A 14,465-nucleotide genomic window follows, 5' to 3' on the forward strand; every position below is an offset into this window, starting at 1 on the left:
TAACGCCGACTCAGTACAGGAGAATCGATGACACGGGCTTTGCTGCAAAAGGCTGTCGACAGCTTGGTTTTGGCGTTACGTCGCGTTACGCCAACCGATGTTGTTGTGGGCCTGGCGTTTATCTTTGCCGCAGTTCAGGCTGCCCGGTTGTTCTGGGTGCTGGTCACGCCGATTGCCCCGGTTGGTGATTGGCGGCCTAGCCCGGTCAATGTCGTACCCGCGGCTGAACGGGCGGCTTTGTTCGGTGGTTTTGATCCCTTTTTCCGCACCGCACAGGTCTCTGCCGATTCGGAAGTCGTCACCTCCTTACCGCTGGCCTTGTTTGGCATTCGCACCAATGAAGCATCTGGCGGCGGGTCCGCGATTATCGCGGGGGCAGATGGGGTTCAGAACAGTTGGTCGGTGGGTGAAACAATCATGCCCGGCGCGACGCTGCACGCGGTCGCGTTCGATCATGTGGTTATCAGTAACAATGGCGTTCTCGAAAAACTCTATATCGACCAGTCGGTGCCAGCCGAAAATGTTACGCCCGACACCCTAGCACCAACCCCCGTGCCAACCAGCGAACCCGCGGCCAAACTGAACGCGCAGACGCTGCAGCAGTCCATCGGCCTCAATCCCCGCAACGAAGGAGGCAAGGTGACCGGCCTAGTCGTATCGGCCAAGGATGACGGGACAATGCTCTCCGCAGCGGGGTTGCAAAAGGGTGATGTGATTACCTCGGTCAATGGCCGGCCAGTTGCCGCGGCCGCCGAACTCGCTGCGCAACTGCGGCCCGGTGCCCGCCTCACTCTCGAAATTGAACGCGGCGCGCAAAAATTGCCAGTCGCCCTCATTCTGGAACAATGATGAAGAAGCCTTTCCTCGCCCTGTCGCTCGCAACGCTGCTGGCGTCGACTCCGCTGCAGGCGCAGCATATCCTGAATGTACGTGATGCGGATATCCGTGCCTTCGTTCAGGACGCCGCGCGCGTCACCGGCCAGACTTTCATCGTCGATAGCCGTGTGCAGGGGAAGGTTTCGGTTGTGACCGACCGTTCGCTCAGCCGATCTGAATATTTTGAAGTATTCCTCTCGACGCTTCGCGCCAATGGGCTTGTTGCCATTCCGCTGCGTGGGGGTGGCTATCGTGTCCAGCAGGCCGATGGTGCCGCAACGCAACCGACCCGGGTTGGTTCAGCGTCCGCGCCTGCCAGTCAGTTTGTCACCGAAGTGTTCCGGTTGCGCTCGATCGATGCACCAGCTGCGGTTGAAACCCTGCGCCCGCTAATCAGTCGCGAGGGATCGATTACCGCCAACCGCAACGCCAACAGCCTGGTCGTGGCGGACTATGCCGACAATATCCGCCGCATCCGCGACCTCGTCCGCCAGATCGATCGCGACAGCGCGGCAACGCAGATTGTCGCGCTCGACAATGCCGGAGCACGTGAGATCGCAAGCGCGCTGCAAGGGCTGGCGGGGCAGGGCGTCGCGGGAGAAGGAGCCCGCCCGCCTGTTACTGTTGTGCCGATAGATTCGAGCAATGCCATTGCTTTACGCGGCGATCCTACTTCGGTTTCTAGATTTGCCTCTATGGCAAAAGAGCTCGACAAGCGGGCGGAATCCGGATCCGAAATCCGCGTCTATCAGCTCGAATATGCCAATGCCGAAACGCTGCTGCCGACGATCCAGTCGCTGATTGGGGAGAGTGCGACTTCGACTATTCCGGCTGCGCAACCGGCACAAGCCAACGGGGCTTCTTCCGGGGAAGGGTCTGCGCCCGCCGCTGCTTCGGCTCCGGTTTCTGTGACTGGCACGGCGAGTGCGTTGGGCGGCCGCGGCAAGATTGTCGTCAGCCGCTATGAAGGCACCAATGCGATCATCATTGCGGCCAGCCCGGATATGCAGAAGATGCTGGGCGGGCTGATCCGTCAGCTCGACTCCCGCCCACAGCAGGTATTGGTCGAGGCAATTGTTGTCGAAATTGGCAATGACGCCGCAAAGAGGCTGGGCGTGCAATTTCTGATCGGCGGCAAGGATGCGCCTTTCGCAGCCACCAACTATTCAAACGCAGTGCCGAGCATTTTGACTATCGGTGGTGCGATTGCGGCAGAAGAACTAGCGACCCAAACGACGACGGTGAACGGCAATGTAACGACCACCACTTCGCGCAGCCCGCTGGGCGACAGTCTGCAGCAGGCGGCGGCGCAGTCGATCCTGAATGCAACCGGCGGCTTTGGCGGCTTCGCGCTCGATATCGGTGCAGATGCAATTTTCGGGACGATCATCAACGCTGTCCAGAACGACACCGAATCCAATATTCTTGCGACGCCGCATATCGTGACGCTGAATAACCAGAAGGCGAAGTTCCTCGTCGGGCAGGATGTACCGATTACCACCGGTGAGGCGTTATCGGACAATTTCGACAATGCGTTCCGCACCGTGCAACGCAAGGAAGTAGGCATCAAACTGGAAGTGATGCCGCAGGTCAACCATCAGGGTGAAGTGAAGCTGTTCGTCAAACAGGAGGTGTCGAGCGTTGCTGGTCCGGTTTCCAACCGATCATCCGACCTGATCTTCAACAAGCGCGAATTTGAAACCACGCTGACCGTTGGTGACGGGCAGATTTTGGCCATTGGCGGCTTGCTCAATGATGATGAACGCCGGACGATCGAGAAAATCCCGCTACTCTCGGACATTCCCTTGCTCGGAGAATTGTTCAAATCGAAGAGCCGCACAAGGCGGAAGACCAACCTGACGGTGTTTATCCGGCCTACGATCATCCGCAGCCGGGCCGACGGTGATGTCCATACAGCACGCCGCTATGATTATGTGCGCGGGCTGCAACTCGATCGCAATCCAGACCTTGAGCCTTCGATCGACCAACTGTTCCGCGACTATATGGGCGCGCCCATCCCGGTCGCGCCAACGCTGGCGCCGGGTGACACGCTGGTCGGCGCCTCGGCTGATCGCACACGGCCTGCCGATGGCGAAATCCAGCCTTTACCCGAAGCCGAGGTCAAGCCATGAAGATCGGGCGCGGAGCGGATGCCGAACTTCAGCCAGATACCGGCGCAATACCGCTCGACCTGCCTTATGCCTTTGCCAAATCGCGCGGCGTCGTCCTTTTGAAAAGCGAGGAAGGGCGCCTTCAAGTTGCGATGCGGGCAGGGGCCGATCCCGCTGACCTGCTTGAAGTCCGCCGTTATCTTGCAATGCCGTTCGATGTCGAGATTGCGGAGCCTGCCGAGTTCGATCGTCATCTTTCTGACCATTATGCGATGGATGGAACCGCTGCGGCAATGGCGGGATCAATCGAGGCGGGCAACGCCGATGATGACCTGCTGGTCTCGAGCCTACCAAGTGCAGACGATCTGCTCGATAGCGCTGATGACGCGCCAGTCATCCGCCTGATCAACGGCATCATTGCCGAGGCGATCCGGCAGGGTGTGTCCGATATCCATATCGAGCCTTATGAAACCGGACTAGTCGTGCGCATGCGACAGGATGGTGTGTTGCAGGAACGGCTGCGCATGCCGCCGCATGTTGCGCCTGTTGTCGTCAGCCGCATCAAGGTGATGGCGCGGCTTGATATAGCCGAACGGCGGGTGCCACAGGATGGCCGCATCAGCCTGACACTCGGTGGCAAGCAGGTTGATGTTCGCGTATCGACCTTGCCCAGCCGGGCGGGCGAACGGGTGGTGCTGCGTATCCTTGATAAGGACAATGCCTTCATCTCGCTTGATCTGCTCGGCATGTCGAATAATGCGCGCGCTGTGATTGCCGCTGCGCTGGCCGAACCCAATGGGATCATCCTTGTCACCGGCCCTACCGGTTCGGGCAAGACAACCACCCTCTATGCCTGCCTGAAGCAGTTGAACGATGGCAAGCGCAACATCCTGACCGTTGAAGACCCGGTCGAATATGCTTTCGAAGGCGTCGGCCAGACGCAGGTCAATGCCAAGGTAGGTATGACATTTGCGGCAGGGCTTCGCGCCATCCTGCGTCAAGACCCCGATGTGGTGATGGTCGGCGAAATCCGCGACCGGGAGACAGCTGAGATCGCGGTACAAGCTGCGCTGACCGGTCATCTGGTGCTGTCGACGGTGCACACCAATGACGCGATCGGTGCCATCACCCGCATGCGCGATTTCAAGATCGAACCCTTCCTGCTTGCCTCTACGCTGCGCGCTGTGATTGCCCAACGTCTGGTGCGACGGCTGTGCCCTGATTGCCGCGAACCTGTGCAGGCAGAAGCGGGCGCGGCAGCGCTGCTGGGGCTGGATGCAGGCAGTGTGATCCACAAGCCCGTTGGCTGCGATAAATGTGGACATACAGGCTATCAGGGCCGCATCGGCGTGTTTGAGGCGATCAAGGTCGACGATACCGTCCGTCGCTATATCGGCAATGGCGGCGATGAAGCTATCATTGCACGCCATGTTTTTGCCAACAGCCCGAACCTGGCCGCCGCCGCCCGCCGCCTTGTCCGTGATGGAGAGACGACCGCGGAAGAGGCCGTGCGCATCATGCGTTCGGAGGCGACGGCTGATGCCTGATTTTGCATGGCGTGCGATCGATGTGGAAGGCCGCGAGAAACGCGGACGCATCGCTGCCGCCAACGATCAGGCGGTGCGCGAACGGTTGGCGCGGCAGCGGCTGCATGTCGTCGCCGTCGAACCAGCGGCCACAAAACCAACACTATCGGCAGGCTTGCCCAAGTTCCTCCAGCGAGCCCCGAAACTTCGGCTGAAGCAACTCACTCTTTTCACGCGCCAGCTGTCGTCGCTGGTACAAGTCTCTCCGCTGGAAGAAGCGCTACGTACCGCAAGCCTACAAACCGAATCCCAATCGGCACGGACCATATTGGGCAATGTCCATGCAGGCATTGTGGAAGGCCAAAGACTATCGGAGGCTATGCGGCGTGAAGACACGAGTTTTCCACCGATGTACCGCGCGATGGTTTCGGCGGGGGAAAGCTCCGGCGCGCTTCCTGAAATCCTGTTGCGGCTTGCAAACCTGCTCGAGCGTCGCGCAGCAATCAACAGCAAGCTGCTCTCGGCACTCGCCTATCCGATCATATTGACGCTCGTGGCGCTGCTCGTCGTATCCGGGCTGATGATTTCGGTCGTCCCGCGCGTGGTTGAACAGTTTGACGATGTGAACCAGCAACTGCCGACGATCACGCGCATCGTCATCGGCCTCTCGTCTTTCCTTGCCAGCTACTGGTGGGCCATCCTGCTGCTGATTGCAGTCGCCGCCGTCACGGCTACTGCCGCATTGCGTCGCGAAGATATCCGTTTGCGGTTCGACAGCTTCCTGCTGCGCCTGCCATTTATCGGCCGCCTTATCCGGGATCTCAATGCGGCACGGCTGGCGCGAACATTGTCGACCATGGTGTCGAGCCGCCTGCCGCTACTCGATGGCTTGCGCCTGACGCGCGACACCGTCGGCAACCGCGCGCTGCGTGTCGCGAACGACCAGATGATCGAACAGGTGCGCACCGGCGGCAGCCTTTCGGGTGCAATGCGCACCGCCGGCGTCTTTCCACCGTTGCTTGTTTACCTGACGGCCAGCGGCGAAGGCTCGGGGCAACTCGAACTGATGCTCGAGCGCGCCGCAGACTATCTCGAACGCGAATTTGACAATTTCACCACGACCGCGCTGTCGCTGCTCGAACCGCTGATCATCGTGGCGATGGGCGGCATTGTCGCCGTCATCATCCTGTCGATCCTATTGCCTATCCTCCAACTGCAAAATCTTGCGGGGCTATGACCATGATTTCACGCAAACTTCTCTGGAACCTTTTTACCGACCTGATGCTTCCTGACCTGCGCTTCCGAAAAGGGCGTCGTCCGAAGGCGAAGGCCAACGGCTTCACGCTGACCGAAATGCTGGTCACGCTATTCATCCTTGGGCTTGTGACAACTGTGGTCGTCATCAACGTGCTGCCCAATCAGGACAAGGCGATGGTTGCCAAGGCCAAGGCAGACGTCTCGACGCTGGCACAGGCAATGGAGAGCTATCGTCTCGACAATATGACCTATCCGTCGGCGAGCGAGGGGCTGCAGGCCTTGGTGACCCCACCGGTAGCTGCAGGTTCCTCGGCACGTCCCGGCTATATCAAGAAATTGCCTACCGATCCTTGGGGGCGCCCTTATCAATATGCAAATCCGGGCCGCAACGGGGCGTTTGATGTCTATTCGCTCGGCGCCGATGGCGCGCCTGGTGGCGATAATGAAAATGCCGACATCTATTCCGACTGAGCAAAGACCTGCGCCGAACGGTTTCACGCTGGTCGAAATGCTGGTGGTGATCTTTCTGCTCGGCCTCGCTTCGGCGGCCGTGGTGCTAATGCTGCCCAGCAGCGACAGCACGGTGCGCAACGATGCAGAGCGTTTGGCGGCGCGGATAGCGGCAGCGCGCGATGAGGCGGTCATGCAGGCGCGCCCTATTGCCATATGGACCCGCGCTTCGGGTTATGGCTTTGAACAGCGTTTCGACGGGCAGTGGCGGGCGCATCCGGATGCTGCTTTCAAGGACCGCAATTTTGACAACGGCACACGCATATTGGGTGCTGCGCAGAACCGCATCCTGTTCGATGCTTCGGGCCTTCCGTCCTCGTCAGCAATAATCGAACTGACCAATGGCGAAGGCAGCAGCCTTGTCTCGATCAGCGCATCGGGGGAGGTGGCCGTTGCGCGCTGACCGCCCTGCACAAAATGGCTTCACGCTGATTGAAGTGGTCGTCGCGCTGGCTGTCTTCAGCCTCGCGGCGCTGGCGCTGATAAAGCTGTCCGCTTTTTCGTTGCGGACGGGTGGGGATGTGATTGCGCACGAACTGGCGTGGCAGGTGGCGCGCAATCGGGCGGTTGAAATCATCTCCGATCCTGCCATGCCCGCACTGGGTGAAAGCCAGGGCAGCGAGAACAATGGCGGGCAGGAATTCATCTGGAAGCAGACGGCCAAACAGACCGGTGACGACCGGTTTGTGCGGATCGACATATTGGTCAGCGGTCAATCGGGCGGGCGTGCTCTCTTAACCGTCGCGAAGCAGCGGCCATGACGTCGATGGCTGATTCCCGTACCGCTGTCCGCAACGGCTTCACGCTTGTCGAAATGCTCGTTGCCCTTTTTGTTTTCGGGCTGATTTCGGCCGCGGGTGTGACCTTGCTGAGAAGCACGGCAGACAGCCAGATACAGCTGCGCGACAGGCTGGGTGAACGGGCGACGCTCAGCCGGCTCTCGAACCTGATCGAAGCCGATCTCGCGCAGGCGGTGCCTCGCCCAGCGCGGCTTGAAGGCGGGTCGACACGTCCGGCCTTTGAAACGGGTGACGGGAGACTCTTCACATTCAGCCGGATCGGGGTTGCACCGGACGCAGTCACGACCCAGCCTTCGCTCGCGCGTATTGCTTACCACTTAGACGGCAGCAGGCTTATTCGTAGTGCGGCGAGCCACGCTGATGGTTCGCGCAGTGGCAGTGATGCCGTTTTGATTGAGGGCTTGCGGCAAGCGACCGTGCGTCTTCGCGAGCCTAATGGCGGCTGGCGTAACGATTGGACAGCGGTCGATGCGGACACATTGCCGCGCGCGCTGGAAATATTGCTGACCACGCAAGACGGCAGAAACTACCGCATGCTGTATCTGGTCGGTGCGGGAAATGACCAGGTCAAAAGTGAAGATGAGGAGGCCGCCAGTGGCCAAGCCATTTAAAGCTCCCGCAAACGAACGCGGGGCCGCCCTTTTGACGGTTCTTCTGCTTGTTGCCGTCATGGCGGTCATTTCCGCGACCGCGCTCGACCGGCTGCGCCTGTCGACGCGCTTAGCGGTAAACGGCGCAGCAATGGCGCAAGCCCGCGCTTACAGCCTTGCGGCGGAGGGGATTGCGACTGCGCGTATAGAGGATCTGTTGCAGCGCGATGCAGCGCAATTGACCAATGACGGCAACTGGCTTGATCGCGAAATACCCGTTCCGGTCGATAGCGGACAGGCAACGGTAAAGCTGAGTGACGGGCAGAATTGCTTCAATCTCAACAGCCTGGTTTCAGGCAAGGAAGGCGCATTTTCCGCCAGCCCGTTGGGGATGCAGCAATTCACCAAGCTGATGGATCTGCTCGGTATAGCCTCCAACGATGCGGTCGTCATCACCGAGTCCACAGCCGACTGGCTCGACAGCGATACCAACGCGCTGCCTTCGGGGGCAGAGGACAGCTTTTATAGCGGACAATCCGCACCCTATTTGGCGGCAAACCGGTTGTTCATCGATCGGGGCGAGTTGAAGGCGGTGCGCGGGATGACGCCGACCTATTATGCCCGGCTGCGCCCATGGATTTGCGCCTTGCCTGTGGCCGAGCCTGTCAAGCTCAACGCCAACACATTGGCGCCGGATCGCGCGATTCTGTTTTCGGCGCTGCTCGATGGCAAAATTTCGCCAGCACAGGCCAAGGCTTTGCTCGCTATCCGCCCGGCAGGTGGCTATGGCAGCGCAATCAAATTCTGGGCAATGCCACAATTGGCAGCGGCGGAAATCCCCGCAAATATTCAGGGTCAGGTGGGTGTGACAAGCAACTGGTTTTTCTTGCAAAGCCGGGTTTCGGCCGAGGCAATAGAGCTTGAGAGTAACGCACTGCTGCAAGCCACCGACACACCGGTGCGGGCCCTTTGGCGCAGCTGGGGAGAGGCTGGATGAGCCTGCTTGCCCATATCGTGCTGTTCCCGGACCATCAGGCCACGGCGCTGCAAATCTGGTCGCTGACCCAGGATGGCTTGATTCCTGCCGAACCGCCTTTTGACGATGACGAAGCCCTACCAATAATTGCGCTTGTTGCGCCCGAACATGTTGTGATCCGCTGGCATGCATATGACGGGCTGGCGTCGCGGCAGGCTGAGGCGGCAGCGCGACTGGATGCCGCTTCGGCTTCGATCAACGCCGCTGCACTCCATGTTGCGGCGCAAGAGCGTAATGGCGCGGTGGTTTCGGGGAGCATGGATAGCATCCTCTTCGCACGCGGGCTGGATCGGCTGAAGGTCGGCGGCATTGATCCCGATCTTGTCTGGCCACTCGGGTTGGTTCTCCCTGACGACGCTGATCAGATTGCCCGTGCCAATTTGGGCGGGGCGATTGCATTGCGCTCGGGGTCGTACATATTTCCTGATGAACCAGCTTTGACCGCTTTGCTATCCGGCGAACGAAAGGTTTGCGAAATCAGCCAAGCCGAATTTGCCGGATATCTGCGTGCCGCAATTTCCGAACCGCCGCTCGATTTGCGTTCGGGCTTGTTCGCGAAAAAGAGCGCCCGCGTCGGGCTGGATCGAAACAAGCTAAAGCTTGCCGCAGCCATCGTCGCTTTCGGATTGCTCTGCAGTTTGCTGTTGGCGCTGATGACATGGTTCAAGGTCGACCGCGCTATCGCACGGGAAGACGAAAGGGCATTGATCGCGGCGCGTAAGATTGTACCGGGTATCAACAGTGCTGCAGAGGCTTCTGTTAAAATTGAACAAATGCTCAGCTCGCGCGGTGGTGGACAACGGGCTTTCACCATTCCGGCATCAGCCTTGTGGCGTTCGTTGCAGCAAGCCGAGGGAGCCAGTCTGCGCGATCTGCGCTTTGGTTCGGACAAGCTGCTGTCGGCCACAGTGACGGCAGCAACGGTTGATCCGGTCAACCGGTTGCTGCTCGACCTGCAACGGCAAGGCTATAAGGTGACAGCAACGCCGCGACAGGAAGCCAATGGCATTACCGCGGTGGCTATCACGGTGAGGGCGCCATGAGCGAGAAACTGTCCAACTGGTTTGACGGCCTGTCGCTGCGTGAGAAAATACTGGTCGGCGTGGCGGCTACCTTGTCTGCGCTTTTGGTGGCGATCTATGGCGTATATTTCCCGCTGACCAACGCGATCCACGAAAAGCGGGTGGAGTATCGCGAGGCGCTCGAACGGCGGGTGACGATAGAGGCGATGGTGGCACAGGCGAGCCAGAAACAGGCTGGATCAGTGGTTGCTGATAAGTCTGGGCCGCTGGAGCAGGTGGTAAACCAGCGCGCAACCGGGGCGGGCTTCACCCTCGAAAAAGCCGATGCCGCAGGCAATGGTCGCGTAAGTATTTCAATGGCGCAGGCCCGGCCTGCTGCCTTGATGAAATGGCTTGCCGAGTTGGAGATGGCAGGCATCGTCGCCGAGCAGATTGAAGTAAAGGCGGGGAGCGCGGGCACGGTTTCGGTCAACGCTACGCTAGCGAGGGGCGGGCAATGAGGCCGTCACGGCGTTTTTATTATGCGGCGGCCATATTGTTCGCCATTGCGGCAATTGCCTTCATGCCTCTGCGCTGGGTTGTCGACTTAGCGGTGCCGGAAAAATCAATGGTGGCAGCTTCCGGAGCAGACGGAACAATCTGGTCGGGCCGGATCTATGATGTGCAACTGGGCAAGCTCGGCATCGGCACTTTGGACGCCGGTATTCAACCGCTGGGACTATTCTTCGGCCAAGTCGGTTTCTGGTTCGAGCAGCCGGCCACTGCTGGGCTACCCGGCTTTCGGGGTACAGTCTTCAAAGGGCTCGGCGGTGTTTCTGCCGAAGAGTGGAATGGCAGCGTACCGGTTGCCGAAATCCTGCCCGGTTTCCCCGTCGCGCAACTTGAATTTGATAATGTATCTGCGTTCTATTCAGCCGGGAAATGCCGCACGGCCAGTGGCAGCGTTCGGCTAAAGCCCGAGGGTCCTTTGTTTGCGGCGCTTGGTGTCGACGCGGGATTGATGGGTCGGGTGCGGTGTGAGGCAGGCGACCTGTTGCTGCCGCTGGCCAGTGCGTCGGCGATGGAACGGGTGGAGTTGCGCATATCGGCTGACGGTCGCTACCGCGCGGCGGTGCAACTGCAACAGCCCAACGCGGAGATTGCGCCGATGCTTTCGCTGGCGGGATTTGCGCCTATCGCAGGCGGCTACCGCAAATCAGGCAAGGGCCGGTTCTGGTAGAGCCAAGCAGCCTATTGCAGCCCATCGCGTCAGTGGGACCGCCGACGCTCGTGGTACTGGCCACTTTCGTTGGCGCGATCATCGGTAGTTATATCGGCGTTCTGGTGCTGCGCTGGCCATCAGGGGAGCCTACCGTCGGTGGGCGTTCGCGATGTGATAGCTGTCAACGGCAACTGGCTTGGTATGACCTTCTGCCGTTGCTGTCTTACCTGTTCCTGCGAGGACGGTGCCGATATTGCAAAGCCGCGATAGACCCGGTGCAGGCAATTGCGGAGTGGGTGGGCGCGATCCTGTGCGGGTTGGCCTTCTACCATTTGCCGTTGGAGATCGCAGCCGCGTGCGCGCTATTGTTTCTTCTGCTCTTACCGTTGGCATTGCTCGATGCACGCTATTTATGGTTGCCCGACCGCTTAGTGATCGCTCTAGCGCTGTGCGGCTTACTACTGGGCGGCTTGACGTCGGGCGGTGCCGAACTGATCATGCGCTTGTTCGCAGCCGCATTTGCATTTGCCTTGCTCGAAGGCCTGCGACGCTTGTTTCGCGCGGTCCGGCACAAGGAGGGGATGGGCGCTGGAGATCCGAAATTGTTCGCAGCGCTTGCACTTTGGCTGTCGCCATATGATTTGCCGCTGCTGATCCTCATAGCATCAACGCTTGGCATTGCATTCGCGCTGTTCCTGACGTTCAGAAAGCAGTCGATGCAGCAACTGCCATTCGGTTCGCTTCTGGCCGCTGCGACGGTCATTTTGGTCTTCGTCCGGCTCTAGCCATCACCCCGTTTGAAGTTCGGCTGTGGCTTCCGCACCCGAAACCATCGCATCGTGCAGGGCATCGACGAACTGGTCACAGCATTTTTCCCAGTCAAAACTTGCTCCCAGCTCTGCAGCGGCCCGCCGCGACGCGCTCTGTGCCTTGACGATGGCGGCAGACAGCGAGACATCCAGCGCCCCTGCGGCCTGATCTATCTGGTTATAGATACCTCGCGATGATGGTCCCAATATGTCGATCGGTCCCTGTACCGGGAAGGCAGCGACTGGCACGCCACAGGCCAAAGCTTCAATTAAGACGAGTCCGAATGTGTCAGTCAGGCTGGGGAAGACGAAGACATCGGCGCTGCAATAAGCGCGCGCGAGTTTTTCGCCGTGCAGCGCGCCTAAGAAATACGCATCCGGAAACTGGTCGCGCAACTCGGCAAGCGCAGGGCCGTCGCCGACGATGACCTTGGTGCCCGCGACGGCAGCGCCGAGAAACGTTCCAATATTCTTCTCTACCGCTACCCTGCCCACATAAAGCAAAAGCGGTCGTGGCAGGTGCGCCAACTCTTGCAGCGGTTTGTGATCAGGATGGAACAATTCGCGGTCGATGCCCCTCGACCATAATTTGGTCTGGCTGATACCGCGCTGCGCAAGCTCATCCATCAACCGATAGGTCGAAACCAGTACGCCCTTTGAAGGCTTGTGAAAGCGCCGCATGATCGGCCAGAAACGGTCGGGGGACAGGCCTGTCCGCACGGCTGCATAATCCGGAAAACGGGTATGAAAGGCGGTGGTGAAGGGTACATTGTTGGCGATACACCACGAACGTGCAGCCCAGCCGATTGGCCCTTCGGTGACGATGTGGACAATGTCCGGCTGATAGCGGCGAAGCGTGCGGCGGACGCCAAATCGCGGCGCAACAGCCAAGCGGATTTCGCTATAACCCGGCGTGGGTAAAGTGATGAACTGGTCGGGGGAGATCAGCTCAATTTCATAGCCCCGGCGCTGCAGGATCGAAATGGTGGTCGCAAGGCTGCGCACGACGCCATTGGTTTGCGGAAACCAGGCATCGGTGGCGATAGCGATCCTCATGCCACGGCCTGCATTTGTAGCTGTTTTGCCCTGGCACGGTGCGTTTCGGACCAGTCGAGGATCGACATGGTGCCATCGGATGCCTCGACCAGCGCTGTGCAGCTTTCGACCCAATCGCCATCATTATAATAAGTCACATCGCCAATTTGCCGGATCTCTGCGCAATGGATGTGGCCGCAAACGACCCCATCGACGCCACGCTCGGCGGCTTCGCGGGCAACGGCATCTTCGAAGGCACAAACATATTGCACCGCATTTTTGACGCGCTTCTTCAAATAAGAAGATAGCGACCAATAAGGCATGCCCAGTCGCTTGCGGATCGCGTTCAGCCAGACATTGGCGCGCAGCATCAGCGTGTAGGCCTGATCGCCCAGAAAGGCGAGCCAGCGAGCGTAGAGTACGACACCGTCAAACGCATCACCATGCGTGATCAGCAGGCGTTTGCCGTCCGCCGTTTCGTGGATGGCTTCCTGCGCGAGCGTGATGCCGCCAAAGCTGAAACCGGCATAGTCGCGCAACATTTCGTCATGATTGCCGACGATGAATACGACGCGTGTTCCTTTGTGCGCGATTTTCAGGATGCGGCGGACGATTTCATTATGGCTATCAGGCCAATACCAGCCCTTTTTCAGCCGCCAGCCGTCGATGATGTCACCCACCAGATAGAGTGTTTCACACTCGACCGAATGGAGGAAATCAAGCAGCAGTTCGGCATTGCAGCCTTTGGTGCCCAGATGGATGTCTGAGATCCAGATGGTGCGGTATTTGCTCTTTGGCCTGAAACTGCGGGGTTCGGGGTGGTTGATCCAGTCAGGCGGTGCAATCGTCGTTGCTTTGTCGATAATCAGATCGGTGGCAGCATTTCGTAGCAAAGTCCGCGCTCCCTGTGTTGGCTGGGACGCTGTGCTTTTAACCGCGGACTGTTACGCGAAGGGGGCCGGGTGATGACGGTACAGGGACAATTTGGTTGCGGCTTTGTTTCAAGCCGCAGTTCAGGGTATCTCAAACACATAGCCGATAGGACGGACCGTGCGGATTACCTCGGGCGCGCCGACTTTTTTGAACGCCCGGCGCAGGCGCCCAATCCAAACATCAACCGTTCGGCTTTCAATCTCATCGAGCGGTTTGCCCGAGAGCTGGATCAGATCTTCGCGCGAAAAAACCTTGTCGGGGCTATGCGCGAAATGCAGCAGCAGCTGGAATTCATTCGGGGCCAGATTGACGCGCTGTCCCTTATATTTCACCCGATAGGCTTGCGGTTCAACCACCACGTCGCCTAATTCGATCCTTTCAGCAGTGTCAGAGGGCATGACATGCAATGCACCATGCTCGATACGCCGTAACACCTCTTCAGGCGACAACAGCCCGACGACATAATCGTCAGCGCCGGCCTGCATGGCTCGCACCAGCATATCCTTGTCGGCCTGATCGAAAACCATCGTGATGGTAGATTTCTGTGTGACCGGATCGGCGCGCAACCGTCTGCACATTTCCAGCCCGGAAATTTCTGGCAGAATGAAATCGACAAAGCACCAGATATCACCGCCCGATTCCAGTGCAGGCACGGTTGATCCAATGGCAACCAGTGCAATATTTGGCCTCGCCCGTTGCAATTCGACAAACAGCGAAGGGTTCTGTGAAGTGAACAGAACTGTCTTCGATCCGGTCATG

General features: G+C 59.2%; 16 protein-coding genes. 13 read left to right on the plus strand and 3 right to left on the minus strand.

Going from position 1 to position 14,465, the window contains the following annotated elements; translation table 11 throughout:
- The first annotated feature begins 27 nt into the window (after positions 1–27).
- Genes Q0239_RS11620 through Q0239_RS11680 form a run of 13 tightly spaced genes read left to right on the plus strand, consistent with a single transcriptional unit; the run spans position 28 to position 11,714 of the window.
- A complete protein-coding gene (locus Q0239_RS11620; protein WP_298602929.1) occupies positions 28–849 on the plus strand; it encodes a type II secretion system protein N in 822 nt (273 codons plus the stop codon).
- The gene (gene gspD, locus Q0239_RS11625; protein ID WP_298603073.1) at positions 849–3,008 is read left to right on the plus strand and encodes a type II secretion system secretin GspD; all 2,160 of its coding nucleotides are present in this window, start codon (positions 849–851) and stop codon (positions 3,006–3,008) included. The genes Q0239_RS11620 and gspD overlap by 1 nt, the downstream gene beginning before the upstream one ends.
- Entirely contained in the window at positions 3,005–4,534 is a 1,530-nt protein-coding gene (gene gspE, locus Q0239_RS11630; RefSeq protein WP_298602931.1) for a type II secretion system ATPase GspE, read from the plus strand. Before gspD ends, gspE begins: the two co-directional genes overlap by 4 nt.
- On the plus strand, positions 4,527–5,750 hold the full coding sequence (gene gspF / locus Q0239_RS11635) for a type II secretion system inner membrane protein GspF (RefSeq protein WP_298602932.1): 1,224 nt from the start codon (positions 4,527–4,529) through the stop codon (positions 5,748–5,750). The genes gspE and gspF overlap by 8 nt, the downstream gene beginning before the upstream one ends.
- A gap of 44 nt (positions 5,751–5,794) precedes the next feature.
- Positions 5,795–6,241, plus strand: a complete 447-nt coding sequence (gene gspG / locus Q0239_RS11640; RefSeq protein WP_298603076.1) for a type II secretion system major pseudopilin GspG — start codon at positions 5,795–5,797, stop codon at positions 6,239–6,241.
- Positions 6,219–6,683 (plus strand): GspH/FimT family pseudopilin, encoded by a 465-nt coding sequence (locus Q0239_RS11645; protein ID WP_298602935.1) that lies wholly within the window; start codon positions 6,219–6,221, stop codon positions 6,681–6,683. The genes gspG and Q0239_RS11645 overlap by 23 nt, the downstream gene beginning before the upstream one ends.
- A complete protein-coding gene (gene gspI, locus Q0239_RS11650; RefSeq protein WP_298602938.1) occupies positions 6,673–7,041 on the plus strand; it encodes a type II secretion system minor pseudopilin GspI in 369 nt (122 codons plus the stop codon). Before Q0239_RS11645 ends, gspI begins: the two co-directional genes overlap by 11 nt.
- 5 nt (positions 7,042–7,046) lie before the next feature.
- Entirely contained in the window at positions 7,047–7,691 is a 645-nt protein-coding gene (gene gspJ / locus Q0239_RS11655; RefSeq protein WP_298602940.1) for a type II secretion system minor pseudopilin GspJ, read from the plus strand.
- Complete coding sequence (gspK, locus tag Q0239_RS11660) at positions 7,675–8,667, plus strand: type II secretion system minor pseudopilin GspK (protein ID WP_298602943.1); 993 nt, start codon at positions 7,675–7,677, stop codon at positions 8,665–8,667. Before gspJ ends, gspK begins: the two co-directional genes overlap by 17 nt.
- Positions 8,664–9,749 (plus strand): hypothetical protein, encoded by a 1,086-nt coding sequence (locus Q0239_RS11665; RefSeq protein WP_298602947.1) that lies wholly within the window; start codon positions 8,664–8,666, stop codon positions 9,747–9,749. Before gspK ends, Q0239_RS11665 begins: the two co-directional genes overlap by 4 nt.
- The gene (gspM, locus tag Q0239_RS11670) at positions 9,746–10,228 is read left to right on the plus strand and encodes a type II secretion system protein GspM (RefSeq protein ID WP_298602950.1); all 483 of its coding nucleotides are present in this window, start codon (positions 9,746–9,748) and stop codon (positions 10,226–10,228) included. Before Q0239_RS11665 ends, gspM begins: the two co-directional genes overlap by 4 nt.
- Positions 10,225–10,947 (plus strand): type II secretion system protein N, encoded by a 723-nt coding sequence (gene gspN / locus Q0239_RS11675; RefSeq protein WP_298602953.1) that lies wholly within the window; start codon positions 10,225–10,227, stop codon positions 10,945–10,947. The genes gspM and gspN overlap by 4 nt, the downstream gene beginning before the upstream one ends.
- A 50-nt stretch (positions 10,948–10,997) precedes the next feature.
- Complete coding sequence (locus tag Q0239_RS11680) at positions 10,998–11,714, plus strand: A24 family peptidase (protein ID WP_298602956.1); 717 nt, start codon at positions 10,998–11,000, stop codon at positions 11,712–11,714.
- A gap of 3 nt (positions 11,715–11,717) precedes the next feature.
- Here the strand turns inward: Q0239_RS11680 and Q0239_RS11685 are convergent, their stop codons facing one another.
- From Q0239_RS11685 to Q0239_RS11695, 3 genes are all read right to left on the minus strand, one after another.
- The gene (locus Q0239_RS11685; RefSeq protein ID WP_298602959.1) at positions 11,718–12,794 is read right to left on the minus strand and encodes a glycosyltransferase family 1 protein; all 1,077 of its coding nucleotides are present in this window, start codon (positions 12,792–12,794) and stop codon (positions 11,718–11,720) included.
- Entirely contained in the window at positions 12,791–13,666 is an 876-nt protein-coding gene (locus Q0239_RS11690) for a UDP-2,3-diacylglucosamine diphosphatase (RefSeq protein ID WP_298602962.1), read from the minus strand. The genes Q0239_RS11685 and Q0239_RS11690 overlap by 4 nt, the downstream gene beginning before the upstream one ends.
- Before the next feature lie 120 nt (positions 13,667–13,786).
- On the minus strand, positions 13,787–14,464 hold the full coding sequence (locus Q0239_RS11695; protein WP_298602964.1) for a response regulator transcription factor: 678 nt from the start codon (positions 14,462–14,464) through the stop codon (positions 13,787–13,789).
- Position 14,465 lies beyond the last annotated feature (1 nt).

The sequence above is a fragment of the uncultured Sphingorhabdus sp. genome (assembly GCF_937872355.1).
Lineage (GTDB): Bacteria > Pseudomonadota > Alphaproteobacteria > Sphingomonadales > Sphingomonadaceae > Sphingorhabdus_B.

What these genes read in the sequence shown, in the direction of transcription:
- Q0239_RS11620 (WP_298602929.1), top strand. Translation starts at nt 28, where the DNA reads ATGACACGGGCTTTGCTGCAAAAGGCTGTCGACAGCTTGGTTTTGGCG.
- gspD (WP_298603073.1), top strand. Translation starts at nt 849, where the DNA reads ATGAAGAAGCCTTTCCTCGCCCTGTCGCTCGCAACGCTGCTGGCGTCG.
- gspE (WP_298602931.1), top strand. Translation starts at nt 3,005, where the DNA reads ATGAAGATCGGGCGCGGAGCGGATGCCGAACTTCAGCCAGATACCGGC.
- gspF (WP_298602932.1), top strand. Translation starts at nt 4,527, where the DNA reads ATGCCTGATTTTGCATGGCGTGCGATCGATGTGGAAGGCCGCGAGAAA.
- gspG (WP_298603076.1), top strand. Translation starts at nt 5,795, where the DNA reads ATGCTTCCTGACCTGCGCTTCCGAAAAGGGCGTCGTCCGAAGGCGAAG.
- Q0239_RS11645 (WP_298602935.1), top strand. Translation starts at nt 6,219, where the DNA reads ATGCCGACATCTATTCCGACTGAGCAAAGACCTGCGCCGAACGGTTTC.
- gspJ (WP_298602940.1), top strand. Translation starts at nt 7,047, where the DNA reads ATGGCTGATTCCCGTACCGCTGTCCGCAACGGCTTCACGCTTGTCGAA.
- Q0239_RS11665 (WP_298602947.1), top strand. Translation starts at nt 8,664, where the DNA reads ATGAGCCTGCTTGCCCATATCGTGCTGTTCCCGGACCATCAGGCCACG.
- gspM (WP_298602950.1), top strand. Translation starts at nt 9,746, where the DNA reads ATGAGCGAGAAACTGTCCAACTGGTTTGACGGCCTGTCGCTGCGTGAG.
- gspN (WP_298602953.1), top strand. Translation starts at nt 10,225, where the DNA reads ATGAGGCCGTCACGGCGTTTTTATTATGCGGCGGCCATATTGTTCGCC.
- Q0239_RS11685 (WP_298602959.1), bottom strand. Translation starts at nt 12,794, where the DNA reads ATGAGGATCGCTATCGCCACCGATGCCTGGTTTCCGCAAACCAATGGC.
- Q0239_RS11695 (WP_298602964.1), bottom strand. Translation starts at nt 14,464, where the DNA reads ATGACCGGATCGAAGACAGTTCTGTTCACTTCACAGAACCCTTCGCTG.